This is a genomic window from Paenibacillus sp. GM1FR (assembly GCF_002803315.1).
In the GTDB taxonomy this organism is placed as follows: Bacteria; Bacillota; Bacilli; order Paenibacillales; family Paenibacillaceae; genus Paenibacillus; species Paenibacillus amylolyticus.
Genome location: NZ_MKZL01000030.1, coordinates 1 through 23,393 on the forward strand (window position 1 = coordinate 1; position 23,393 = coordinate 23,393).

A 23,393-nucleotide genomic window follows, 5' to 3' on the forward strand; every position below is an offset into this window, starting at 1 on the left:
CTGAGCCAGGATCAAACTCTCCAATAAAGTATTGAAAAGAGCGATAAGCTCATTTTGAATCTGACGAGATTAAAAATCTCATTTGTGCTCCAGTCGATCCAAGCCAAGGCTTGTCTCAAACTTTCGCATTCATTCTGCAAGCAGAATGTTTACTCACTCGTTGTTCAGTTTTCAAAGATCAAACTTGTTTCGTTACCGAACGTTGTTCTCTTCAGCAACTCTTATATAATATCATGTCCGAACCAACTTTGCAAGCTCTTTTTTTCAAGTTTCTTTCGAAGCTTATTTCAATCGCTTGCCGCACCGTGTAAACCGTGTTTTCTTGGCCGGAATTAGAATATATCATGTACAGATTTCAATTGCAAGTCTTTTTTCAAAAATGATAATCAACCCACATCATCAGCACAATATGTAATCTGACGCTCCTGTATTATAGAAATCACTCTCAGCATCCTTATTACGGCGCTTCTAATATACATATCCATTAAACATAACCAGGGAAGCCACTTCCACTGCGATTGCAGTGAACAATTGATTGTGACTAGCCCTAGCTTTCGGAGATCTCAGTTTTCTTTCCTTCTATAATAGATAAGAAAGTATATTCCTTAGGCACAGCCTACATACTCCACTTCACTTCTCAGTGCTTACAATATGCGCTTACCAAGTAACGAAGCGATCAGTTCCACACCAAGCCTTGCCGTATGTCTATTGTGATCAAACAACGGATTCACCTCAACCAGTTCCATCGACGTAACTTGATTTGTGGAAGCAAGTATCTCCAATGCATAATGTGCCTCTCGGTAATTCAGACCACCAGGTACTGGGGTGCCCACACCCGGAGCTTCCCGCGGATCCAGACAATCCATGTCGAAGCTGACATGAATACCATCTGTCCCTTTTCCCGCTGTAGCTATTGCTTCCTCAATAACTTGCTTTATTCCCATCCGGTCAATATCATGCATCGTAAATGCTCGGATTCCCAGTCCCTTAATCTGCTCTTTCTCATACTCATCCAGATCACGCAGACCAATATAGACCAAGTTGGACGGATCAATAAACGCGCCTGCTCCAGCAATGTGCGACAGATTGAATGCAGTATGCCCCAAGGATGCAGCCACACTCATCCCATGCATATTACCGGACAAGCTGCGTTCTTCCGTATTCAAGTCTGCATGCGCATCAAACCAGATCACACCCAAATTCGAATAGTGTGCTGTTAGCCCGGCAAAAGTACCAATCGCTACACTATGATCTCCCCCAAGCACAAGTGGGAAAGCCCCCTCCTCTACTGCGCCTGATACTTCACTACACACCTTCTCACTGACCTGACGTACCTCATTTAAGTGTTTTACACGATTTCGCTCAATAGGGGCAGCTGGTTCAGAAGGACAATCTACCCGCACTTCTTTGGAAAGCACTAGCCCAAGACTCGCAATCTCCCGCTTCAGTCCAGCTGTAATCAATTCATCCGGCCCCAACTCTGCTCCACCTCTTGCTCCACCGAGTCCAAAAGGAACCTTAATGATAGCAATATTACGTCGCACAGATGTTTGACTTGTATCAATAGAAGTATCTTTTATTCCACCATGGACATCATCATCATTTTTCATGTAGGTCAGCTCCCTCTTTGGTGATCAATACCTGCTCAATTCTCTCCAGTGCCCAATCAATCTCGGACTCTTTAATCGTCAGTGGTGGGGCAAATCGAATGGTTGTCTCATGCGTTTCTTTACACAGCAGTCCAGCAGACATCAAACGCTCACAATAAGGGCGGGCTGGTTCATGCAGTTCAACACCGATAAACAAGCCTTTCCCCCGAATATCCCGTATGGCTGAACTGCGAATATCTCGAAGTCTTTTCATAAAATAGTTCCCCAGACGCTCCGATCGCTCGGCAAGCTTCTCATCTCCAAGAACTTTCAGAGCTGCTATAGCCACGGCACAAGCGAGTGGGTTACCCCCAAACGTAGAACCATGAGACCCCGGCTCAAACAAATCAAGTATCTTCGCATCAGCTGCGATAGCCGAGATGGGCATGACTCCTCCCCCCAGCGCTTTGCCCATAATCCAGATGTCTGGTTCAACCCCTTCCCAGTCGGAGGCAAAACGGCGACCTGTTCTTCCAAATCCGGTCTGGATCTCATCAGATACAGTCAACACCTGCTGGCTCTTACACAGAGCAAAAGCTTCTGCCAAATATCCATCAGGCGGGATAACGATTCCAGCTTCTCCCTGAATAGGCTCTACAAGAAAACCAGCCGTATTTGGTGTAATGGCCTGCTTCAGCGCTTCTATATCTCCATAGGGAATAATCCGAAATCCAGGTGTGAACGGTCCAAAATCTTTTTTATACTCCGCTGAAGAAGAAAAAGACGTAACCGTCAGAGTTCTTCCATGAAAGTTACCAGAGCATACGATGATTTCGGCTTGATTTTCCGGTACACCTTTGCAACGATAAGCCCATCTACGTACCGCCTTCACCGCAGTCTCCACCGCTTCCGCTCCTGTATTCATGGCGAGAATCTTCGATTTCCCCGTGAATTGTGAGAGTTTCTGATAAAAAAGAGAAGCTGTGCTGCTGTGGAATGCCCGTGATGTCAGCGTAACCTGATCTGCCTGATCCTTGAGCGCCTGTATGATCACAGGATGTCTGTGACCATGATTCAATGCAGAGTATGCACTTAACATATCCATATAACGGCGGCCTTCTGGGTCTTCCACCCATACCCCTTCCGCCTGTTCAATAACAATTGGGAGCGGATGATAATTAGGTGCAGCATAACGCTCCGAGCAATCAATTAACATTTTGGAATCTGACATATACACCCAACACCTTTTCAAAATATTGTATACAAAATACAATAACAATGTATGCGATATCACAGCCATTTACGACTACATCTCTCTTTTTCCACTCCAGCCTACTCCAAGCCTTTCTCGAATCCAATTCTTTATCAACAGTTAGCGAGAAGTAGACAGTCTACGTTCCAGCCAGGAAAGTAAATTAGCCAGTGTAAATGTAATTATAAAATAAAGGCCGGCGGCAACAAGCAACGGAGCAAGCGGCTGGAACGTAACACCCTGAATCGTTCTGGCCGTGTATATAATCTCGGCTATGCCGATCATGGAGACAAGCGAAGAATCTTTAATGATAATAATGAATTCATTACCGATGGCTGGAAGCATGTTACGAAAAGCCTGCGGTAGTATAATATAACGAAGTGTCATACCATTTGTCATACCAAGGGAGCGCGAAGCTTCGGTCTGTCCTTTATCAATCGCTTGAATCCCGGCCCTGAACACCTCCGCCATATAAGCTGAGCTATTCATCGTCAGAGCTACCACCCCCGACATAAATGCCGATAAGTTCACACCCACAACCGTCAGACCATAATGAATAATAAGAATCTGTACGAGCATCGGTGTTCCTCGAATGAGTTCAATATACGCCGAAGCCACAAATTTAATTGGCCATATTCGGGATATTCGCATCAATGCCATGATTACACCAAGTAACGTACCAAACAATACACCGAAGAAGGAAAGTTCAAGCGTAACCCACGCACTTCGTGCATAATCCTGCCAATGTTCTAATAGAAAGGAAAAATCTAAATTCACGGCATATCCCTCACTCGTCCGGTTTATTCGCCGAGCAACTCATTCGCTTCAACGACGAACCGTTCAATATCTCCGTTTGTTTTGAGCTTTTCCAATGTAGTGTTGATCTGATCCAGCAGCTTCTGATTACCTTTCTTCACCGCGATCGCCGAACCGCCCTCGTCTTCAGCCTGTTCAATCTCTACACCCGCAACAACAAGCCCCTCTTGGTTCTTCACATACTGTTCAGCCACTGGCTTCTCCAGGATGAGTGCGTCTACGCGCCCCGTCTGCAACTCCAAAATCAGTTCAGGTATTTTGGCCAGAGAAGTGAGCTTTGCTCCCTCTATTTCCCGAGCAATCCCTTCCTGAATGGAACTCTTTTGCACGCCAACCTGTTTACCTGATAGATCATCTATGGACTTTAATGCGGTATCTTCCCCTTCTCTAACAAGTACAGCCTGCTCTGCATAATAGTAGATATCCGTAAAATCAACATTCTTCTTTCGTTCTTCGGTAGGGGTTAAGCCTGATATCACAAAATCAACCTTATCTGTACCAAGGGCCATAAGAAGGCCATCAAAGTCCATGTCCTCAATCTTCAGCTCGGCTCCCAGATCAGCCGCAATTGCTTTGGCAATCTCGATGTCAAAACCTACAATGGTATCTTTACCATCGATTTTCTTATGAAATTCATAGGGTGCATAGTCCGCACTGGTTCCAAGTACAATGACTTCCTTTTCCGCAGAGCTACTGCCCGAAGACGAAGTAGCGTCTGATCCGGTTCCTGTCGTTTTTTCATGTCCACATGCGGACATGAATACAACCACTAACAACAGCATCATTGGCAAAAGCACTTTTTTCACACATCATACCCCTATTCTTTTTTTGAATGAGTAACAGAATAATTTGTATACAATATACATAAGACAATATATGGACTTATATGTAAGTAATACTAACAAATAATTTGGTTTATCACAATCATTATTTAAACATTTATACGCTTTAATTCCATAAAATGTGCTATATATAACATGGCATTTACATCGGCTGAAACATGAAGTTTGCTTGCCCAACTTCCCCCTCGGTGTTAAGATGATAAAAACTTGAAACTCCTGAACGGCGCGTACAGTACGGCCTCACACCCATCTATTTATTCACTATACATAGAAAGGAGGATTCGGTATGGAGGTACCCAAATACCGGTCCTTGAAAGATCACGTATACGATTACATTGCCCAGAAGATCCAGGACGGAACCTTGCTTCCCAACCAGAAGATCAACGAGGCCGAGATATGCAAAAAGCTGGACATCAGTCGAACACCTACTCGGGAGGCGCTTTTCCAGCTGGCTTCAGACAATCTGCTGCAATACATCCCACGCAGGGGATTTATTGTCACTCCTTTTGATGCAGGCAAAAAACTGGAGTTCTCCCAAGCGATCGGTGTGCTGGAGGCACTTGCTGCCACACTTGCAGCAGACCATCTCAGACCATCTGAACTTTTGGAGATGGAAACTCTGGTTGTTCGAATGGACGAAGATATCAGCCAGCTTGATCTTGCTGCCTACAACAAAAACCAATATCAGTTCCATAATCTCTACATCCAGCGATGTGGTAATGCAACAGTCATTGAGATGTTAAACACATTGAAGAACAGTTTCATCCGGCAATCTTATGTTAGTGATAATAAACCAAAGCTATCTGAGGTACTGCTCGAAGTTAATGAAGAGCACCGGCAAATTTTAAGTGCTTTTCGAGCCAAAGATAAGAACCAACTGGAAGCCCTGCTTAAACACCACTGGCGGATTATCGACAACGATATGTTGTAGTACGTTCTGTCAAAACAAACTAAAGGCAACCCACACGATTGTGTGAGTTGTCTTTTTCCTATTTTTCCTTTTTGACCTCCAACGGTGCCCTAGCCGCAAAAACAGCATATCCCAACTTTTTGCCGTATTTCGCGAGCAAACGATCATTGGTTTGACTCATTCGTTGCATACGTTCATCCTCAAACCAATTCATATCGATCTCGCGATGTGGATCATGATCAACGCTCCATTTTGCCATGGATCGCGAATGTTCTTTGACCTCTACCTTGGTGAAACCACACTGCTTGAGGCGTTTTCTCCATGCTGTGGCCGTTACCAGGGTTCGTATACCGTAAAATTGCTTTAACCTACGACACATCAATTCGGTCTTCTGGCCTGATAGAACCATCTCCCGATCCACTAAAAGTCCTCCGGGCTTCAACACCCTTCTATACTCAGCAAGTGCACTCCGCCATGGGGTGAAGATCGTGACCGACTCCACAAATACCACGTCAAAATGATTTTCCGGAAAAGGTAACGATGTTACATCAGCCTGAACAAATCGAACATCCACCCGTTCTCGTCTCGCTCGCCGAACTGCCTTATCCAGCATATTGCGATGAAGATCAATCGCCGTTACCCGATATCCACTTTTAGCCAGGTAACACGCAGTCCTCCCAGTGCCGCACCCTATCTCAAGAATATGATTACTCACAGGCAGAGATAAGCCATCCAGCAACTTCAATGTTGCCAAAAATCCTCCAGGATGGGCACTTCCCTCCCCTAACCGAGCCAGCATGTCATGATAATCCACGCGACATCCCCTCCTCACTTCTCCCAGTGTATGGAGCAGATTCAAAAACGGCTCCTCCCCATTCGATTTTCCGGGTACTCGTCCATACCAATTGGTCTTCTTTTTACTATGATATACAAACCGTTGAATTCAAGCGGCAACCGCATCTAATGAGGAGGATTTGCATGTACAGAATTAATCGGGTATGTGAAGAAACGGTTTCTCCGCACGTTGGACGTTCCGTTTGTCTCGTTATGAACGACGGTAAGCATATGTATGGTACGCTTAGTCAATGTCGTGATGGCAAAATTTATTTGAACGGGTGTTTCGAGGGACCACGGCTGTGTTCAGTCAAATCCAAACAGCAGCTGGTAAAAAGCAGCAAGAAAAACGCTGTTGCAACAAAAAAAGTTAAATCTTCGGCCTACGGTCGATATGGTTACGGAGGATACGGTGGGGGTTACGGCTATGGAGCAGGAATCGATCTGGCTCTGGTAGCAACATTGTTTCTGCTGCCGTTCCTGTTCATCTAAATTCCAATCTGATCGTTGTAAAAATTATAGTCATAACAAAGACCCTTTTTGCTTATAGCAAAAGGGGTCTTTATCTTTTTCATACGATTCACGTCAATTACACTATATTTACTGTTAAAAAATGATACAAAAAAAGGCATTCGCCAAAACGAATGCCGGGAACTTCATATTTAATACCCTTACCTTCGCACAGGGTGTCTATTTAATCTTAAAAAAAAACACCTCGTTAGAGGCGGGTAAGCTATGTTAAATCCGATTTCCTTTAGGCATCGTTTTCAGATTACTATTCGAATTCTCAAGCAATGGTAGCATCCTAGTCGTGCTGACCATCTCAGAAGCACATATCGGACAAGTAGGTACGTTATCAAACGCAAAATTGTCCCGCATCCATCCTTTGCACGTATCACTCGTACATTCCCAGATTGCCGCATCAGCTTGTGGAATTTCTTCCAACGGTTTTTTGCGATTATACATGACTTCTACCCCCTTTGTTATGGAAAAACATCTAACCGACGTTATTTCACAGAAGCCTACACTTAGCGGAAGTTTCACGTCCCACCGGACTCCTGCCTCGTCAACTAATGGGTCGACTTTTATATAACTGATCAAAAAAAAGAAGCTGCCTTTACCATTTTAACATGTTAAAGGCAGCTATGCTTTAATTACAGTTTTACAACTTCTTCTGCTTGAGGACCACGGTTTCCTTGTACAATTTTAAATTGTACGCGTTGACCTTCGTCCAGAGTTTTGAAGCCGTCGCCTGTAATAGCGCTGAAGTGTACGAATACATCTTCTCCGCCTTCAACTTCGATGAAACCGAAGCCTTTATCAGCGTTGAACCATTTTACTGTTCCGTTTTGCATGTGAATTACACCTCCAAATAAAAATTAACATGTTCCTTTGTTCTTTGCAGCAAGCAAATAAAAATTCACACATTGAAAAAGGTACCAGTCATAAACCTATAAGTGATCGCCCTTTACAATATATGAATTAGGTTTTCCACTCTCTACAACTTGTTTTTATTATAACTCCAATTCAGCAAAAAAGCAAATCTTTGTATTTTCTTTTCAAACAGCTTTGGAAATACATGTTATTAACACGCGCGGGGACAGGGTTTATCACACTTATGTGTGTGGCCGCTTATGTACGGTCTTATGAAAGGATATGCAGATCTAATCCATCTTATACATTTTTTATATAACATTCTGACATGCATATCCAACACAACCAATGAATCTTCTTACTCCAGTATAACACACTATGTCCATGCCCACATAAATGCATCCCGATCCCAGGCGATCTGCCCACGATGAAGCTTCCGGAAAGCTTTCTTCACTTCTTTGGACAATGATGTATTGCCGTTCTCGTTCACAAAAACAAACTCTTCGCCAAAATGGGTCTTCACATATTCTATGGCAGCTTCCTGATGAAGTGTTCCTGTGAATTTAATCTCCTGAACCATCCATTCTGCTACGCCTTGTGCTGTCTTCTCCACAATATCACCTACTGTCTGAATCTAATGTACGGATAGGCAGACCTCGTATCATGAACATATCTGTCTTCCCGCCAGACTGAAGTATACCATGATCCAACTGCTGACGGGAAACTGTATGATAACTACTTTCGACAATACCCGCAATACCCTTAATGAACAACCGTATTCGCTTGCTCACTCCCTTTGGATGGAATAGACGAATTTGTTCGAATGCTCCACACTAACCATGCACAGTAAGCAATCAGTACTACCAGTATAAACAGATCGTAAGGCAGTGTATCTATGTCCTCCAGGTCATTCCCTAGAAATTGAATCAGATTATGTATGAAATGAAACAATATAAGCGGTACGATATTTCCGTTCTTCAGCATCAATAACGCCAGTACAGCTCCCAGGAGCAGCGCATAGATCAATTGTATGATCGTATCCGTCGTATCCTGACCAGACAATGCGTTCAACAGATGTGTAATCGAAAATAATATGCTGGAGGTCACAACTGCGGCCACTGCACTTTTTTGAAGCAATGTTTTGAAAATAAGCCCCCGATAGATCGTTTCCTCAACAAAAGCTATGAGCAAGGTAAAAAAGATGAAAAAGGCTACCCGTGACAAGCTTAGCTCCCCAAATCCTTTCAGGGCAAGTGTACCCAGTACAAGGAGTAGTGGAATATAATACTTTGCGTGGCCAGCCGGGATACTTCGCAAAGATCGGAAGCCAGTCTCTCCCCACTTGCGTCTTAACGTCAGATAGATCATCAGAACAATGGCAATGGGTGTAAAAGAAATGAGTACAGGGGAAGTGTAGTCGAGTTGTTTTATCGTTGCAATGGCCCCTGCAGCAAATACAGCTAACAGGAGAAGCAGCTCAATAATTACAACGGTGAGCACAGGTTTGCGCTCGGAAAAGGAATGTTTTGGCTTGGATTGCAGATTAATCATACATTTGCCTACCTCGTTTCATTTATGTTATCCGTTGTCATAAGAACTTATATGCCAATATAGTTGTATCACATCATCCGTATATTGAATATTCCTATTATGGATAAAAATATAAAAGTAACAAAAAAGAGACTTATCCTAACCTCTTTTCCCCTAAAATCAGGTATGGCTTATACCTTTATCTGTCCATTATAGTATTACAAGAGTTCAAAGTTGCAGGGGTGTCGCGACTCTTCAGCGTCATATATCTATGAAGTACCCATTAACGATAGTTTCACAATGCATAATGAAATCAGGGGGATACTATGAAAGCATTCTTTCAGCGCTGGGGGCATTTACTGGCTATTCTGTGCATACCGCTCCAAGGCTCCATTTACGTATTTCTAGGCAGCAACACCGGAAGTGATGTCTTCTACAATTATGCTTGGATTGACACACAGATTCCTTTTCTCAAAGAATTTATTTATCCGTACATTAGCTGGATGCCCATTCTGTATCTTGGATTTCTCTATTTGGGTCTGACGAACAAGTCGCTATTCTGGCGTACGTTGATTACCTATAATGTTGGTGTCATGGCTGCCAATGTCTGTTTTGCAGTGTTCCCTACCCATGTCCCGCGCCCAGAGATCGGCGGAACTGATCTGAGCAGCGTGTTAGTGCAGTTTATCTATACCAATGATGCGCCCTTCAACTGTTTCCCAAGTGTTCACGTTCTGACCAGCTACTTGCTGTTTATTGTGATTAACAGACACTTGAACTTTAAGCCTTTGGCACGGATTTCTTGGTCGGTATGGCTGTGGTTGATTATTGCTTCAACGGTGTTTGTAAAACAGCATTCCTTGCTGGACATTGCTGGAGGCATTTTGTTTGCTGAGGCCGCGTATTGGACTGTACATGTCTCTGCTCTTCGTCTTGGGCAAACACGAAAAAAAAGCAAGCAGCCACTCACAGCTTCTAACACAAGCAGTCATGTATAACGGCATTTATATATGTAACAGGTGGGATGATGATCCTGCTATACAGCAAAAGAGGGCATAGGCCCTCTTTTTTTGTACTCATTTAATTAAACCTACTTATATAGAAGAACTTTATTTGGGTTGGACTACGCGTTTCATGCTATAGGTGGCCGTTCATGAAGAAGGTCAGACGGTGGACTTCCGGTTATACGTTTGAATATGCGGTAAAAATAAGACAGATCCCGGTAGCCGAGAAATTCGGCAATTTCCTGGATGGAGAGTTGTGACTCAGTGAGCAGATATATAGCTCGTTTCATCCGTTGATCATGGACATATTGACTGATGGTCTGATTTGTCATGCTTTTGAATAATGCAGCAGCATAATTGGGAGTTTTATTGATCTCGTCCCCGAGTTCTTCCTTCGTCACTTTCTCCCGATAATGCCGCTCAATATATCGCTTCATCCGTTCAACATGAATATGCCTCTCCGGCGGGATAATTCCACGATCAAGCTCCCTGTTCATATAAATCAACACTTCCATCAATAAGGCTTGGCTCATCATGACATAATAAGACGGACGCTCCTGCCATTGTTGATAAATAGCACTCATGCGTTGATGGATCAGTTCGTAACATCCAGGTTTATGCCGCAAAGCCTCATACCGTTCCAGTGCAGGCAGAGTTTCCGTATGGTCGCGTTGCAGTTGAATCACAATCTGTGTGTGCGTTACTGTAGGAATGCTCTTACCGTAATATGGGGTACCACCCGGAATGAGGAGCAATTCACCCTTTTCCATGATCTGTTTATCACCGTTCACCCAATATACACATTTTCCATAAGTAACCAAGCTAAGCCGCCAAGTTTCTTGAGATTGCACAGCTTCTTCGTACCAACCGACACCATTAATATGTCGTACTTCAAGTGGAGTGACCATAACACACCTCATTATCGGACTATACTCTAATCATTGTACTATAGTTCATACCCTGATTCGACAGAAAACGCTACAATACACATATAAGCTTAAATATGAGGAGGAAATTAGCATGTTAAAAACAAAAATCATTTGTACCATGGGACCTGCTTGTGACTCAATCGAATTGTTGAAAGTAATGATTCAGGAAGGTATGACTGTTGCCCGTCTGAACATGGCTCATGGTGAACTGGAAGATCACGTGACACGGATTAACAATATCCGTAAAGCAGCTTCCGAACTGAACACGTATATACCGATCATGATGGACATCAAAGGGCCGGAAGTACGTATCGGCAAATTGAAAGAAGCATCCTGCCACCTGCAAGCCGGTAAAGAGCTAATCCTGACTACTGAAGAAATTCTCGGTGATGCTGAGCGTATCTCGGTAAACTATCCAGAACTGAATCTCGTTGTGAAACCTGGCGATCGTATCCTCATCGATGATGGCCTTGTGGATCTGACTGTACTGTCTGTGGAAGGATCCGATATCCATTGTAAAATCATCAGTGGCGGCATTCTGAAACCACGCAAAGGGGTTAACTTGCCAGGAATTAAAACGACATTGCCAGGTGTAACTGAGCGTGACGTTATGCACATCGGATTCGGAATCGAAAACGATATCGAAATTATCGCAGCATCCTTTGTTCGTAAAGGCGACGACATCCGTGAAATCCGCAGCATTCTGAAAGAACGCGGTGTAGAGCACGTACAGATCATCTCGAAAATCGAGAATCAAGAAGGTATGACTAATCTGGACGACATCATCTTGGCTTCTGACGGTATCATGGTAGCTCGTGGAGATCTCGGGGTTGAAGTACCAATCGAAGACGTGCCAATGATGCAAAAAGAAATGATCGATAAATGTAACCGTGCTGGTAAACCAGTTATCGTAGCTACACACATGCTGGAGTCCATGCAAGTGAACCCTCGTCCTACTCGTTCCGAAGTTAGTGACGTGGCCAATGCTGTACTTCAAGGTGCTGACGTTGTGATGTTGTCCGGTGAATCAGCTGCTGGTAAATATCCGGTACAATCCGTGCGCACGATGGCTGCTGTTGCTCGCCGTGCTGAAACGATGATCGATTACAAAGAGCAATTCGCACAAAAATCGGCTCAACAGATCGCTGATATTACTGAAGTTATCAGTCAGGGCGCTGTAAGTTCTTCCCTCGTACTGAATGCAAAAGCAATCATCACTTCAACTGAGAGTGGATTCACAGCACGTATGATCTCCAAGTATCGTCCAAAAGCACCAATCATCGCAGTTACACAACATGAAGAAGTATTGGCGAAAATCTGCCTGCTCTCCGGTGTTATTCCGGTTATGGGCGACAAAGTAACCACAACGGATGAAATGTTCGAGTCTGCTACGCGTAACGCAATCAAAACAGGTTACATTGAAAAAGGTGACATCATTGTATTGTCCGCTGGTGTTCCAATCGGTCAATCCGGTAATACAAACCTGATCAAAGTTCAACAAGTTTAATTCAATAGCTGAAACTGAAGCTATACATTTTAGCTATAAAATAGAAATACAAAAAACCACCGGGAGCAGAAATGCTTCCCGGTGGTTTTTTGTTGATGTTGTTGCCAATGATCGTGATGTTACAACAAACGGCTTCGAGATTATAGATTCCTCGAGTAATTAACCAGATCCTGTGACATGGTGTTGATCTCATCCATTGAAGCATTCACCTGTTGTGTCAGAGCAGCTTGATTTTGCGTTAACGTGGACATATTACCGATGTGCTCAAGAATCTGATCAATCAATGTTTTCATTTTCTGCATGCTATCTTCGATATTTACTGTGGCCTCCGAACTGTGATCAGCCAGTTTCCGCACTTCACCTGCAACGACGCCAAATCCCAGTCCCAGCTCTCCCGCTCGTGCAGCTTCAATGGCTGCATTCAACCCCAGCAGATTGGTCTGACTGGCAATCTCTCGAATAAACACGGTGATATTCTTCGTATCATCTGCACTGCTTTTCACTTGAATGGCCGCATCGGCGGATAACTCCTGTGCAGTAACCAGATCCTGTGCCTGATCGGTGATCGAGTTGATTCCACGTACCATCTCGCCAATGGACTCCGACAATTGTTTTGTTTTCAGATTCATGGCTTCCACGATCTGTTCCTTATTCTTCTCATGGGTAACATCTCGAATGGTTCCAGCTACACGGAGTGGTACTCCATCCTGATCCCTAATGGTCTCCCCACCCGCGTGATACCACCGATACTCCCCGTCTTTGCGTTGCAGACGATAATCCAGATCGTACGGTGTACGACCACTGTAATCGTTCATATGTCTGGCAAATTCGTTGATCGTCCGATCATGGTCTTCCGGATGAAGTCGGCTGCTCCAGCTGCTGAACACATTCGGGAAATCCTGCTCGTCTTTAAACCCTAACTCTTTACGGAACTGGGGTGACCACCAAAATTCGTTATTTGGATTAACCACATCTCCAGCCACAACGGTCATATCCCACGGTGCCTCCACCAAGGCGCGGTTAACCAGATCATATCGGGTGACGAGTGCTTCCAGCTCATCAGACTTGCTCTTCTCCTCATGAATATCAAACATGATGCCCAGGAGTTTGACCGGAACTCCAGCCTGATTTCGGATGACTTGTCCAAGGCATCGGAACCAGCGGATTTCTCCACTTTTTGTAATCATACGGCTGATGACGTTATAGGCAGTTGTTGCTTTTGTGTCATTCACATGTTTCATAATCTCCTGCACCAGGTGGGGTCTGTCATCCGGATATATCGATTTGGCCCAGCTTGCAAATGAATCGGGATAATCCTTGGCATTATGGAAGCCTAACATTTGGCGGAATTCATTCGAAAATGAAACGATATTATTGTTATCCAGTGGATCACCAGCAACAATTTCAGATTCCCATAATCCCACATTCATAGCCTGATTAAGCATTCTAAGGCGCATTTCCACGGCTTCGTTTTGTGCCTTCATCATATGTACTGCTTTTTTGATATTACTAGCTATTTCATCGGTATCCTGAAACTCAATGCCATCTTCGATCCATGCGTCATAATCGCCCTTTTCTGCGTTTGCTACCAGTTTACGACTATACTCCAGTAAATTCTGATGCGCATCTATACGAAGGTGTTTGGTCGATTCAGTACGTTTACGAAACATGCTCATTTCTCCTCTTAGCTCATATGATATATATTTCGACATTATCAGACATTAAGTGTAGAGCAATGGTCTTAATTTTGTATAAAAACAAGAACCAGTGCTGAAACAGCACTGGTTCTTATATTAATTGCCCTTTATCTTTTATGAAAATAAATCTTAAATGACTGCCTCTTCCCAGCTACCAGCCAAAATTCAGTGTTTTCCCCGTCTCCACCCAAGTTTTGATGCTGCTTAGAATCATCCACCAGCTGCTCTGTGCATTCGCAATGGAAGGATGGTTATCTGTAAATTGATCATTGATCAGCGTCAGCTTCGTACACTCACCTACAGTTTCCAACTGGAAGACCACTCTGGATTGAAGCTCGGCATGATTCGCATGGTACGACGGCCCGGGATGCTCCTGATAACTGAGTCTGGACAACGGTTCAAATTCCAATATATCTCCATACACATGGACAGTCTCCGCACCATCATTGCCCGGCCCTACATAAGCAAACGGCTGGCCTGGTTGGAAATTGGTGCGAAGTTCACTGCCGAAAAAGCTGTTCCGTGTGCCGTCTGGTGATATTAGAGCATTCCACACCTCTTCCAGTCCTGCATTGATATAGAATTCATATTTCAGTTCCATGGACTCACTCCCTTTATGTATTGGATAAGCGATCTGCCACCCTCGCACTCCTATCCTATCGTTATACCCCAAAGGCCGTATTGTAAAAACGCGACAACAGGTAAAATATAAGCTCTTTATTTTTCGGGAATGTGTAATACCATAATCCAAATGGATTGCGCCCATATAGTGCTTTCCCAGAAGATCGGATATACTAAACTGGAATGAAATAACAGGAGTTGTTCAATATGACTGGAACGTCACAATCCTCATTGTTACCCTATCAACAAATGATTCAGTTGCTGCAGAAAGCGGGTTGGTATGAGAACCGATGCGTTGACATCTCGGCATACATAGAGCAGTGCCCTACATCCGCAGATTTATTTCCGGCTGCCCGATCGTTTCTAGAAAAGTTTTGGGGAATAGATGAAATTATATATTTTAAATACTATAGCCACATCTCCGGGGAAGTGCTGGCTGAAAGCCCCTGGCATGAATATGAAGTTCATTTTATTCCGAATGCTGAAGAGACACTACGTTGTTCCACAGAGATGCATTCGATCTTGAAATACGCTAATGAAGATTGTTATTGTCTTGGATTAACCGGATACTACTATTCCGCAGTCACAGCCATTGGCCGTTCGGGCAAACTGTATCTGTTACACGACTATGATCCAAACGTACATGCATTCGATAATCTGATTGACAGTATGATACATGAACTTCACATGCATAAGCTTGTTCCCCATTCACTCATGGGATGGAATCAGAAAGGAAATGAGATATGAGCCAATCAACGAATATTATGGGCATCCCTTTTCCCAATGTAACGATGGATCAAACCGTTGCGATCCTTGATAAAGTCGTAGATCAGGAAAGCAATGAACTCTTCCATGTCATCACAGGTAATCCCGAAATTGTTATGTCCTGTCAAAAGAATGCCTCTCTTCGCAAAGTCGTTGATCAAGCCGGGTTGGTCACAGCTGACGGTGCCGGTATTGTGATGGTATCCCGTTTTCGGGGCGGACAATTGACCGAACGGGTAACCGGTTGTGATCTGCTGTTTCGTTTATTGGAGGAAGGCGATCAAAAACACTGGTCATTCTACATGCTGGGAGCAGAGGAAAGCGTCAGTGAACAGGCAGTAAAGATCATTGCGCAGCGTTACCCCGGAGTTATCGTAAAAGGTAGACACCATGGTTATTTCCAGGCAGATGAGGAACAACAGATTGTGGAAGAGATTTGTACTGCTCAACCAGACTTTCTTATCGTGGCTCTTGGCGCACCCCATGCGGAACACTGGATTAACAAGTATCGCCACCAGTTGAACGCTCGTGTAGCCATAGGTGTTGGAGGCAGTCTCGATATCGTGGCTGGCAAAACCAAACGTGCCCCTGCGATATGGCAGAAGCTTAACCTGGAATGGCTCTATCGCCTCCTCAGTCAACCTTCGAGATGGCGCAGGCAACTCATTTTACCCCGTTTTGCTGTGCGGGCATTGTTGTTCAGAGAACCTAAATAATGTGAGATGAGCAGGAGGGATGATTCGGATGCAACAGGTAGAACAAGGAGACAGACCAAGTATGGGCCTGCTGAATCTGAATGAAGGTGATCATAAATATCAACTGACACGCCATGCTCCTTCCGAAGCACTTCGCCCTTTTGTTAAACATTACTGGATCGTATCGTGGGATCTGACTGGACTTGAACCGTATCCCCAACATGTCGTGCCTAACCCCTGTGTCAATCTGGTTGTGGAACGGAACAATACGTTTTTCTTCGGACCATCGGGACGTAAATTCTCCTATCTTGTGAGCGGGAAAGGTCGTGTATTTGGCGTGAAGTTCAAACCAGGAGGATTTTATCCCTTCCTTCGGGTTCCTGTTTCTTCATTGTACGGACAACCGATGAATGTATCCAATATTCTTGACGTCACAGCGGAGTCCTTGGAAGACCGGCTTCTTGGGGCGGGGGATGATGCGGATAAAACCAGTTACATCGACCAGCTATTGTGTGCACACCTTCCTGCTGAAGATGCTCAAGCGAGAATGGTTCATGATATTGTGCAACAGATTGAACAGAACCGAGAGATGCTGAGAGTGGATGATCTGTCTTCTTATTGGAATATGCATACCCGAAAGCTTCAACGGCTGTTCAATCAGTATGTGGGTATCGGACCCAAAACGGTAATCAAGTTGTATCGTCTGCAAAATGCTGCAGAATGGATGGACCGCGGTCTTCACTGTGACCTGATTAAGCTATCTCAGGATCTTGGATATCATGATCAATCCCATTTCATCCGAGATTTCAAGTCCATTATTGGCAGTACACCAGAGGAGTACCTACACTCTAAACATCCGCATGGTGAGCGCTGAGGGCTGATCAATTAAAAACCTGTCCTAATAATCAGGACAGGTGAATGATTTCTATGGTATCCCCTGTATGGATTACACCTTCCCGTTCAACCGAGCATACAATCCCACGTTTTTTGCGAGCCGCAGGCACGAATTTTTTGCGCAAACCGTCCTGTTCATAGAATTGTTCAATCATTTTTCCCGGATGTACACAGGGAAGGTTCTCCCCTTCGCATATTAACCCTGTCCCGTTTGGAAATAGGATCCGCGTTCCAGCTGTTAGTTCCGTCAATCGATCAATGCCACGGACCAGTATATTGGCACCAAGCCACTCTGGACGCACTTCAGAAATGTTCATTTTCTCAGCAATAAGAGCACATTCTTCCTCAGACACAATACTGATCTGGCGGCGATTCGCAATCGGTGTACCACGCTTGTAGATTTTCTGACGTGAGTCCGCCGGACGAAGCAGACCATAATGACGGTCACCCGGAATTCCTGCAAGCTCAATATCGATAAAAGGTACAACTCGGGTCACAAATGTGGATGGATCATCAGCCAACAAGACAAATTGCACCGTTCCCATAGTAATCTCCTCCCTTTCCTGAGCAATATCACTTCTTTATTGTTCATTATTACCCAATGAATGGATTGTCGACAATCGGCGTATGCTTAGCTTTGTAACCATTTTTTAATTTCAACATCATAACTCAACTGGAAAACGATAAATAATTTAAATAATACGCAATTAAATTGTTACAAATTAAATTCACTCTTTCCGTTCTTGTTGCAAACATTTATACTAGGATGGACAAGTAAATAAATTACATATCAGAAAGCAAGGTGTTTCCTTTGATTAGTATCATTTTTGTAGCTCTTGTAGCTGTCGAACACTTCTATATCATGGTGATGGAGATGTTTATGTGGACTCGTCCACGCACAATGAAAACCTTTAATCTCACGCCGGAATTCGCCAAATCCACCAAATCTCTCGCGGCCAATCAAGGTCTTTACAATGGATTTCTTGCAGCAGGTCTGATCTGGGGACTCGTATATCCGGATGCTGCCGTTGGACAGCATATTCAGATTTTCTTCCTGGCGTGTGTGATTATCGCGGCTCTTTATGGAGGAGCAACTTCTTCACGGTCGATCATTATCAAACAAGGTTTGCCTGCGATCATTGCATTGTTGCTCGTTCTGTTCCTGTAATTTCTGTCGAATGGTGCATTGCTTCGATTCATGTTAACTCCTTTATGGTAAGGTAGTGAATAGATAGCAGTGTACAATGACCAGAATCGTTCTGGAATTGGAAGGAGAACATGTCATGGGATTGTTTGACAAGCTTCGGCGGCGCAAAAAGGAGAAGGTACCTGCAGGTGGTGCTGTCGAATCGACGAATTACAGTGAAACCATCGTGGGTTTTGTCCTGCTGGAGCGTGACGATTGTGATTTTGACCTCTTCATCAGGAACATGAAGAACGAATGGGATATCGAGATTGAAGAACGCCCAGAGGAGGGCAATCTCTTTTTCGAAGTGAATGGAATGCAAGTGGTGTGTGCCCACATTCCTGCGCCTGTGCCTGACCGTGAAGTTGAGAAGAATGCCAAACTCAACATCCTTTGGCGAGAAGCGGAGCAAGTTACCTCACGGCACCAGTCTCAGATTATTGTCTCTGTTCTGAACGCAACAAATGCTATTGATGGACATGTTCTGTTCACTCAAACAGCGAGTGCCTTGTTACAGTTGGATCACGCACTGGCCATATACACGGCCCCACTTGTTGTTGAAGCCAGTCAATATGTTGAAACCAGCCGTGGGATCAAACATGATGAGTTGCCAGTCTCGCTCTGGATTTTCATCGGATTATTCCAAAATGCCGAAGGCGCTTCAGCTTACACTTACGGACTACGTAACTTTGGTAAAGAAGAGATGGAGATTATGCAATCGTCGGAGTCCTTAAGCGATGTATTTGAGATGATGTTCATGACCACAATGTATGTGGTTGAGAACGACGTCACACTGCATGATGGGGAAACACTAGGCTTCTCGGCAGAACAAAAGCTGAGCATTTCCCTTTCCAAAGGTGTAGCAACGGAAGGTAACAGTTTGAAGATTGGCTTCTAATTTACGTAGGATTTTCAATTTATCATGTTACAGTTATAGAGGCCGTCTGGAGTTCATTCTCTGGGCGGCTTTTAGCTATTTAACCTTCCTTCCAATGACGATAAGATAACAATCCCTGAATTTAACTTCCCTAGGAATAAGTAGTCCATAAGAACCACTATATTGTGAATTCAGTTTTCATTCTCGCTATAAAAAGGTATAATTAATAGGCTTATAGTCTCATATATTACATATTATTTTATTATCGAGGAGTTGCCTACATGTCTGTTAGACGTTTGGATTCAACTAAACCTATTATTGAAATTATCTGGGAAGGTATTGTTCTCCTGAACATGTCGAACAAACGAATACAGAAATTCAGAGAATAGCTGAACAATTGGGAAATTCGTTTGATGTGCTAGTAGATATGCGGAACATGAAGGCTTTCCCTCAGGACACCAAAGAAAAAATTGTGGAACACCAGAAACTACTGACACAGTGGGGGATGAAGCGAGCTAGTGTAGCCGTAGGTGGTGCGATCGCCAAAATGCAATTGAATCGGATCTCCAAAGAGTCCGCGCACCAGACTGAATTCCAATGGGAAACGTATGACGAGGCTTTGGCATTTTTGTTGAAATAATATTGAAGTGCTACGGACTTAGTATAATAAGAGAGATACCGATGCTGTACATGGCACACAGAAAGAGGCGTTCCCATGAGGAAACGCCTCTTCTTTTGCAGTTCCACGTGGTTTACTCAGTTTTGCCAGTGATCCGAACGCTCATCATTTAAGATTCAAGTTTACTTACACGCACCATCGTTACTGATGTACCATTTAGGGACTCCTCCACAAATCCTAACCGCTTATATAAGCGAATCGCTTGGTTATCCGGGTCAACACTGAGCGAGACTGCTGCAATTCCCCGCCGTTCAACCTCATCTAATGCGGTCTGAAGCAGTAAGGTACCTACTCCTTTTCCACGTGCATCTTCCGTTACAGCCATCCCCATCTCTGGCGTAGCTGCATTCACATAACCGTATCCCGCATTCTGATCCGTATAGAATCTTAATGTTATTGAACCTAGTCTCTTGCCCTGCTGGTCAACTGCAACATACCCGAAATCCCCTTCTCTTCCCCAGTCTTCAACGTATTTGGACAGTCCGGGAGTATGAATACTTTCGATTGGAAAAGGTTCATCACCTTCTCTTCTATGCAGGGATGCGTATAACATCTCCCACAGAAAGGGGATATCCTGTTCTTCAATAGGGCGTACATAATAGTTGGATATGATGGTCATGTTTGCTCCTCCTTCAGCTTTTCAAAAAGGCGGTCCATCTCATTCAGATTAAACTCATTGGTAATCTCGTAGTCCTCAAATTTGTCTCTCGTTTTTGCCTCGCTGTAGATTGAGATGGACTTTTCATTATAAAACGTCAGTCCAAATCCATCGGTAAAGCGACCTTCTTTATTAATGGTAAGTCGCCACTCATAGTAATGCGGATTCCTTTCGGAAATATCGAGTTCCCCTACTCTTTTAAGATCAACATCCTTTAATAGCTTCAGCATGTCTCTAATCTCTTTGGGATCTGTAATCGTTATTTCATCATCTTCATTATACGGTTCATTGTTGGAAATTTTCCTAATTGTCAGTCGATCCAATGTATCCAGCATCGTCATATGATCGGTAACCTCTGCTCGAAACGTCGTATGTTTGCTGGGGATATACATAGTATATTGACCAGAGGTATACATACGCACTGCAATAGCTAAAAAAACAATAGTCATGGCGATACCCATAATCATCTTGATTCTGTTTTTCACAGTCTAACCTCCCCTAGAAATTGAGACCTTACATATTATATATCAAATAAAACTCGTTTTGTGTTCGTTATTCTTCCACATTTTACTATTTGGTCTCGCCTAAGGATTAAATATTATTTGACGATATATATAATAAGCTTCAAACATACTAACACATTCATGACATCTAGGGGGAAAAGTATGAAGTTAAAACTCAAATTGATGTTAGCCTTCTTCGTCACTGTTCTGCTTACAGCAGGCGCGCTCGCACCACTTGGTTTGGTTCAGACGGAAAACCAAGCTTCTCAGAGTGTGAACAACAAACTAGAAGGATTAATATCTACCGCAACATTTCAGTTGGACGGATGGTTACACGGAAACGAGAAATTAGTGGAAACACTAGGCCTTGTAATTCAGGAGGCTGTTTCATCTTCTGATCTTAATGAAGATTATCTGTCCATCATGTATAAGGGCACCAACCCTAACAACTTAGAGGACATATTTTACGGAAATAAGGAAGGACAGTTTATAAATGGTTCTGACTTCGTCCCAGATAAAGATTATGATCCCAGGGATCGTTCTTGGTATAAAGAGGCTCTACAAGCAGACAAGCTGATTTTTACTGACCCTTACATCGACAACAAATCCAAACAATTTACGGTGTCTATCGCCATGCCAGTAAAGACAGAAAACGGTGCAATACGGGGAGTGGTTGCTTCTGATATTCTACTTTCCAAGTTAACCGATACAGTCAACCAAATTAACCTGGATGGACTAGGCTACACTTTTATGCTCGACAAAAAGGGAGTTATTTTAGCTCATCCCGAGGCTGATCTTGCAAGTACTTCAGCCGCAGACAACGATCAATTGGGACCGTTGCTTGCAGAGATGCAAACGCATCCTTCAGGACAAAGATCATTCCAATATAACGGAGAAAATCTACTCCTCTACTTCAAACAAATTCCAAGTACTGGTTGGATTATCGGATCAGTCATATCTGAGAAACTCGCCTATGCGGACTATTATGAATTGCGCAATAACTACATTCGCATTATCGCCATTACATTATTGGTTGTACTGGCAGGTGCCTATTGGATCGCAACACTCTTCATCAAGCCACTGAGAAATCTCCATGAGACCTCCCGCCAAATGTCGAGTGGTGATTTTACAGGAAGGGTGCAGATCAAAGGCAAAGATGAATTCGCTGAACTAGGTATGGCATTCAATCAGATGTCCGATCAGCTTAGCTCGCTGTTCAGGCAAGTAACGGCTTCTGCTGATCGCGTACAAAGTATCTCGGGTGAGATGCAGGAGCATACAGATAAAACCAAACGCATCGCTGAGCAGATCTCCATTGCCACTGATGAACTCGCTCAAGGTTCCAGTACACAGGCTGAATCCGTGTATGATGGCTCAAGCCGTCTGTCGGAGATGAGTGATAGTGTTGGTGGTATCAATCGCAGTGTCGAGCAGTCCGTAACGATGATGCGTGAGGCAGGAGAAGCCATGCTAGCTGGGCTACAAGCGGTAGATCATCAGGTGGAGCTTTCGGATGGTAACCGCCAATCGATTGACCGTGTGGGTGAATCAATCAATCTACTCGCAGACAAATCACAGAAGATTGAAAGCATCGTCAGCATGATTCAAGGTATTGCCTCCCAGACTAACCTGCTCGCACTGAACGCTTCGATTGAAGCCGCCAGAGCGGGTGAACATGGACGTGGATTTGCGGTGGTTGCCGAGGAAGTGCGCAAACTAGCTGAACAATCCGCCGGCTCTGCTCAGGACATCATCGTGTTGCTGAATGAAATCCAGGCGGCTAGCCACCAAAGCGTGAGCGAGGTCGATTCTGCTGAACATGGTATTGAGCAACAGGTTGCTGCCGTACATGAGATGCGCAACTCATTTATGCGAATCAAGCAATCTATTGAAGGCATTGACACTCAGCTTCAACAAGTATCGTCTGCAACAACCGAATTGGATAACAGTTCTGGCAAGATTGCTGAAGTGATCTCCAGTGTTGCGGCCATGTCCGAACAGAGCGCCGCTTCCACCGAAGAGGTTGCCTCTTCAACGCAAGAACAGTTCAATTATATTACGAGTATCTCGGAACGCTCCAATGAACTGGCTCAACAAGCTAATACGCTCGCTGAAGAAGTGAAAAAGTTCAAGATATAAATCAACAAGCCGCGTTCTCCCATAGGGTGAATGCGGCTTGTTTGTTACTTGGTTATATTGTTATATTGTTTTATTACCTATTTGGAATGAGG

The 23,393-nt window shown here is 43.9% G+C and carries 26 protein-coding genes; 11 read left to right on the forward strand and 15 right to left on the reverse strand.

All coding sequences use genetic code 11. The annotated features are described in order from the left end of the window. Positions 1 to 644 precede the first annotated feature (644 nt). From rocF to PAEAM_RS19660, 4 genes are all read right to left on the reverse strand, one after another. Positions 645 to 1,610: an arginase gene (gene rocF / locus PAEAM_RS19645; RefSeq protein WP_100528680.1), complete on the reverse strand. Its 966-nt coding sequence runs from the start codon at positions 1,608 to 1,610 to the stop codon at positions 645 to 647. Beyond that, entirely contained in the window at positions 1,600 to 2,820 is a 1,221-nt protein-coding gene (locus PAEAM_RS19650) for an ornithine--oxo-acid transaminase (RefSeq protein WP_100528681.1), read from the reverse strand. The genes rocF and PAEAM_RS19650 overlap by 11 nt, the downstream gene beginning before the upstream one ends. Before the next feature lie 141 nt (positions 2,821 to 2,961). Continuing rightward, on the reverse strand, positions 2,962 to 3,618 hold the full coding sequence (locus PAEAM_RS19655; RefSeq protein ID WP_100528682.1) for an amino acid ABC transporter permease: 657 nt from the start codon (positions 3,616 to 3,618) through the stop codon (positions 2,962 to 2,964). 23 nt (positions 3,619 to 3,641) lie between these two features. Further along, positions 3,642 to 4,463, reverse strand: coding sequence for a transporter substrate-binding domain-containing protein (locus PAEAM_RS19660; RefSeq protein ID WP_100528683.1), 822 nt, complete (start codon positions 4,461 to 4,463; stop codon positions 3,642 to 3,644). A gap of 322 nt (positions 4,464 to 4,785) precedes the next feature. On the opposite strand from PAEAM_RS19660, the gene PAEAM_RS19665 reads away from it, so the two are divergent. Continuing rightward, complete coding sequence (locus PAEAM_RS19665) at positions 4,786 to 5,430, forward strand: GntR family transcriptional regulator (RefSeq protein ID WP_036671927.1); 645 nt, start codon at positions 4,786 to 4,788, stop codon at positions 5,428 to 5,430. A gap of 58 nt (positions 5,431 to 5,488) precedes the next feature. On the opposite strand, the gene PAEAM_RS19670 is transcribed toward PAEAM_RS19665, so the two are convergent. Continuing rightward, entirely contained in the window at positions 5,489 to 6,223 is a 735-nt protein-coding gene (locus PAEAM_RS19670) for a class I SAM-dependent methyltransferase (RefSeq protein WP_076329979.1), read from the reverse strand. Between the two features lie 164 nt (positions 6,224 to 6,387). On the opposite strand from PAEAM_RS19670, the gene PAEAM_RS19675 reads away from it, so the two are divergent. Continuing rightward, the gene (locus PAEAM_RS19675; protein WP_074093127.1) at positions 6,388 to 6,735 is read left to right on the forward strand and encodes a hypothetical protein; all 348 of its coding nucleotides are present in this window, start codon (positions 6,388 to 6,390) and stop codon (positions 6,733 to 6,735) included. Between the two features lie 246 nt (positions 6,736 to 6,981). Here PAEAM_RS19675 and PAEAM_RS19680 read toward each other — a convergent pair whose 3' ends face one another. From PAEAM_RS19680 to PAEAM_RS19695, 4 genes are all read right to left on the reverse strand, one after another. Continuing rightward, positions 6,982 to 7,209 (reverse strand): cold-shock protein, encoded by a 228-nt coding sequence (locus PAEAM_RS19680; protein WP_017691121.1) that lies wholly within the window; start codon positions 7,207 to 7,209, stop codon positions 6,982 to 6,984. 188 nt (positions 7,210 to 7,397) lie between these two features. Further along, entirely contained in the window at positions 7,398 to 7,598 is a 201-nt protein-coding gene (locus PAEAM_RS19685; RefSeq protein ID WP_017691122.1) for a cold-shock protein, read from the reverse strand. 395 nt (positions 7,599 to 7,993) lie between these two features. Beyond that, on the reverse strand, positions 7,994 to 8,230 hold the full coding sequence (locus PAEAM_RS19690) for a DUF6953 family protein (protein ID WP_036607962.1): 237 nt from the start codon (positions 8,228 to 8,230) through the stop codon (positions 7,994 to 7,996). A gap of 149 nt (positions 8,231 to 8,379) precedes the next feature. After that, positions 8,380 to 9,168, reverse strand: a complete 789-nt coding sequence (locus PAEAM_RS19695) for a CPBP family intramembrane glutamic endopeptidase (RefSeq protein WP_100528684.1) — start codon at positions 9,166 to 9,168, stop codon at positions 8,380 to 8,382. 305 nt (positions 9,169 to 9,473) lie between these two features. Between PAEAM_RS19695 and PAEAM_RS19700 the strand changes: the two genes are divergently transcribed. After that, entirely contained in the window at positions 9,474 to 10,145 is a 672-nt protein-coding gene (locus PAEAM_RS19700) for a phosphatase PAP2 family protein (protein WP_100528685.1), read from the forward strand. Between the two features lie 134 nt (positions 10,146 to 10,279). Here the strand turns inward: PAEAM_RS19700 and PAEAM_RS19705 are convergent, their stop codons facing one another. Next, on the reverse strand, positions 10,280 to 11,059 hold the full coding sequence (locus PAEAM_RS19705) for a helix-turn-helix transcriptional regulator (protein ID WP_100528686.1): 780 nt from the start codon (positions 11,057 to 11,059) through the stop codon (positions 10,280 to 10,282). Between the two features lie 112 nt (positions 11,060 to 11,171). Between PAEAM_RS19705 and pyk the strand changes: the two genes are divergently transcribed. Beyond that, complete coding sequence (gene pyk / locus PAEAM_RS19710; protein WP_074093123.1) at positions 11,172 to 12,587, forward strand: pyruvate kinase; 1,416 nt, start codon at positions 11,172 to 11,174, stop codon at positions 12,585 to 12,587. 140 nt (positions 12,588 to 12,727) lie between these two features. Here the strand turns inward: pyk and PAEAM_RS19715 are convergent, their stop codons facing one another. Beyond that, positions 12,728 to 14,257 carry a methyl-accepting chemotaxis protein gene (locus PAEAM_RS19715; RefSeq protein ID WP_100528687.1) on the reverse strand — a complete coding sequence of 510 codons (1,530 nt, stop codon included), beginning with the start codon at positions 14,255 to 14,257 and terminating at the stop codon, positions 12,728 to 12,730. Positions 14,258 to 14,435: 178 nt separating this feature from the next. Beyond that, positions 14,436 to 14,885, reverse strand: coding sequence for an SRPBCC family protein (locus PAEAM_RS19720; RefSeq protein ID WP_017691129.1), 450 nt, complete (start codon positions 14,883 to 14,885; stop codon positions 14,436 to 14,438). A 227-nt stretch (positions 14,886 to 15,112) separates the two neighbouring features. Between PAEAM_RS19720 and PAEAM_RS19725 the strand changes: the two genes are divergently transcribed. The 3 genes from PAEAM_RS19725 to PAEAM_RS19735 are packed head-to-tail and all read left to right on the forward strand — an operon-like array spanning position 15,113 to position 17,239. After that, positions 15,113 to 15,652 (forward strand): SUKH-3 domain-containing protein, encoded by a 540-nt coding sequence (locus PAEAM_RS19725; protein ID WP_100528688.1) that lies wholly within the window; start codon positions 15,113 to 15,115, stop codon positions 15,650 to 15,652. Then, positions 15,649 to 16,386: a WecB/TagA/CpsF family glycosyltransferase gene (locus PAEAM_RS19730; protein WP_100528689.1), complete on the forward strand. Its 738-nt coding sequence runs from the start codon at positions 15,649 to 15,651 to the stop codon at positions 16,384 to 16,386. Before PAEAM_RS19725 ends, PAEAM_RS19730 begins: the two co-directional genes overlap by 4 nt. A 28-nt stretch (positions 16,387 to 16,414) precedes the next feature. Then, the gene (locus PAEAM_RS19735) at positions 16,415 to 17,239 is read left to right on the forward strand and encodes a helix-turn-helix transcriptional regulator (RefSeq protein WP_100528690.1); all 825 of its coding nucleotides are present in this window, start codon (positions 16,415 to 16,417) and stop codon (positions 17,237 to 17,239) included. 31 nt (positions 17,240 to 17,270) lie between these two features. Here PAEAM_RS19735 and PAEAM_RS19740 read toward each other — a convergent pair whose 3' ends face one another. Continuing rightward, positions 17,271 to 17,804: an MOSC domain-containing protein gene (locus tag PAEAM_RS19740; RefSeq protein ID WP_100528691.1), complete on the reverse strand. Its 534-nt coding sequence runs from the start codon at positions 17,802 to 17,804 to the stop codon at positions 17,271 to 17,273. A gap of 266 nt (positions 17,805 to 18,070) precedes the next feature. On the opposite strand from PAEAM_RS19740, the gene PAEAM_RS19745 reads away from it, so the two are divergent. The 3 genes from PAEAM_RS19745 (at position 18,071) to PAEAM_RS19755 (ending at position 19,962) form a co-directional block, all read left to right on the forward strand. Beyond that, on the forward strand, positions 18,071 to 18,427 hold the full coding sequence (locus PAEAM_RS19745) for a DUF1304 domain-containing protein (RefSeq protein WP_036608019.1): 357 nt from the start codon (positions 18,071 to 18,073) through the stop codon (positions 18,425 to 18,427). 76 nt (positions 18,428 to 18,503) lie between these two features. Further along, complete coding sequence (locus PAEAM_RS19750) at positions 18,504 to 19,343, forward strand: DUF4261 domain-containing protein (protein WP_100528692.1); 840 nt, start codon at positions 18,504 to 18,506, stop codon at positions 19,341 to 19,343. A gap of 376 nt (positions 19,344 to 19,719) precedes the next feature. After that, positions 19,720 to 19,962: a hypothetical protein gene (locus tag PAEAM_RS19755; RefSeq protein ID WP_165789988.1), complete on the forward strand. Its 243-nt coding sequence runs from the start codon at positions 19,720 to 19,722 to the stop codon at positions 19,960 to 19,962. 148 nt (positions 19,963 to 20,110) lie between these two features. Here the strand turns inward: PAEAM_RS19755 and PAEAM_RS19760 are convergent, their stop codons facing one another. Then, positions 20,111 to 20,620: a GNAT family N-acetyltransferase gene (locus tag PAEAM_RS19760; protein ID WP_100528694.1), complete on the reverse strand. Its 510-nt coding sequence runs from the start codon at positions 20,618 to 20,620 to the stop codon at positions 20,111 to 20,113. Continuing rightward, a complete protein-coding gene (locus tag PAEAM_RS19765; protein WP_100528695.1) occupies positions 20,617 to 21,144 on the reverse strand; it encodes a hypothetical protein in 528 nt (175 codons plus the stop codon). The genes PAEAM_RS19760 and PAEAM_RS19765 overlap by 4 nt, the downstream gene beginning before the upstream one ends. A gap of 180 nt (positions 21,145 to 21,324) precedes the next feature. On the opposite strand from PAEAM_RS19765, the gene PAEAM_RS19770 reads away from it, so the two are divergent. Next, complete coding sequence (locus PAEAM_RS19770) at positions 21,325 to 23,301, forward strand: methyl-accepting chemotaxis protein (RefSeq protein ID WP_165789989.1); 1,977 nt, start codon at positions 21,325 to 21,327, stop codon at positions 23,299 to 23,301. Positions 23,302 to 23,393 lie beyond the last annotated feature (92 nt).

Bases quoted from the DNA above. Each gene is read 5' to 3' on its own strand.
- rocF (WP_100528680.1), bottom strand. From the start codon at position 1,610: ATGAAAAATGATGATGATGTCCATGGTGGAATAAAAGATACTTCTATT.
- PAEAM_RS19650 (WP_100528681.1), bottom strand. From the start codon at position 2,820: ATGTCAGATTCCAAAATGTTAATTGATTGCTCGGAGCGTTATGCTGCA.
- PAEAM_RS19665 (WP_036671927.1), top strand. From the start codon at position 4,786: ATGGAGGTACCCAAATACCGGTCCTTGAAAGATCACGTATACGATTAC.
- PAEAM_RS19675 (WP_074093127.1), top strand. From the start codon at position 6,388: ATGTACAGAATTAATCGGGTATGTGAAGAAACGGTTTCTCCGCACGTT.
- PAEAM_RS19680 (WP_017691121.1), bottom strand. From the start codon at position 7,209: ATGTATAATCGCAAAAAACCGTTGGAAGAAATTCCACAAGCTGATGCG.
- PAEAM_RS19685 (WP_017691122.1), bottom strand. From the start codon at position 7,598: ATGCAAAACGGAACAGTAAAATGGTTCAACGCTGATAAAGGCTTCGGT.
- PAEAM_RS19695 (WP_100528684.1), bottom strand. From the start codon at position 9,168: ATGATTAATCTGCAATCCAAGCCAAAACATTCCTTTTCCGAGCGCAAA.
- PAEAM_RS19700 (WP_100528685.1), top strand. From the start codon at position 9,474: ATGAAAGCATTCTTTCAGCGCTGGGGGCATTTACTGGCTATTCTGTGC.
- PAEAM_RS19705 (WP_100528686.1), bottom strand. From the start codon at position 11,059: ATGGTCACTCCACTTGAAGTACGACATATTAATGGTGTCGGTTGGTAC.
- pyk (WP_074093123.1), top strand. From the start codon at position 11,172: ATGTTAAAAACAAAAATCATTTGTACCATGGGACCTGCTTGTGACTCA.
- PAEAM_RS19715 (WP_100528687.1), bottom strand. From the start codon at position 14,257: ATGTTTCGTAAACGTACTGAATCGACCAAACACCTTCGTATAGATGCG.
- PAEAM_RS19720 (WP_017691129.1), bottom strand. From the start codon at position 14,885: ATGGAACTGAAATATGAATTCTATATCAATGCAGGACTGGAAGAGGTG.
- PAEAM_RS19725 (WP_100528688.1), top strand. From the start codon at position 15,113: ATGACTGGAACGTCACAATCCTCATTGTTACCCTATCAACAAATGATT.
- PAEAM_RS19730 (WP_100528689.1), top strand. From the start codon at position 15,649: ATGAGCCAATCAACGAATATTATGGGCATCCCTTTTCCCAATGTAACG.
- PAEAM_RS19735 (WP_100528690.1), top strand. From the start codon at position 16,415: ATGCAACAGGTAGAACAAGGAGACAGACCAAGTATGGGCCTGCTGAAT.
- PAEAM_RS19740 (WP_100528691.1), bottom strand. From the start codon at position 17,804: ATGGGAACGGTGCAATTTGTCTTGTTGGCTGATGATCCATCCACATTT.
- PAEAM_RS19750 (WP_100528692.1), top strand. From the start codon at position 18,504: ATGACCAGAATCGTTCTGGAATTGGAAGGAGAACATGTCATGGGATTG.
- PAEAM_RS19760 (WP_100528694.1), bottom strand. From the start codon at position 20,620: ATGACCATCATATCCAACTATTATGTACGCCCTATTGAAGAACAGGAT.
- PAEAM_RS19770 (WP_165789989.1), top strand. From the start codon at position 21,325: ATGAAGTTAAAACTCAAATTGATGTTAGCCTTCTTCGTCACTGTTCTG.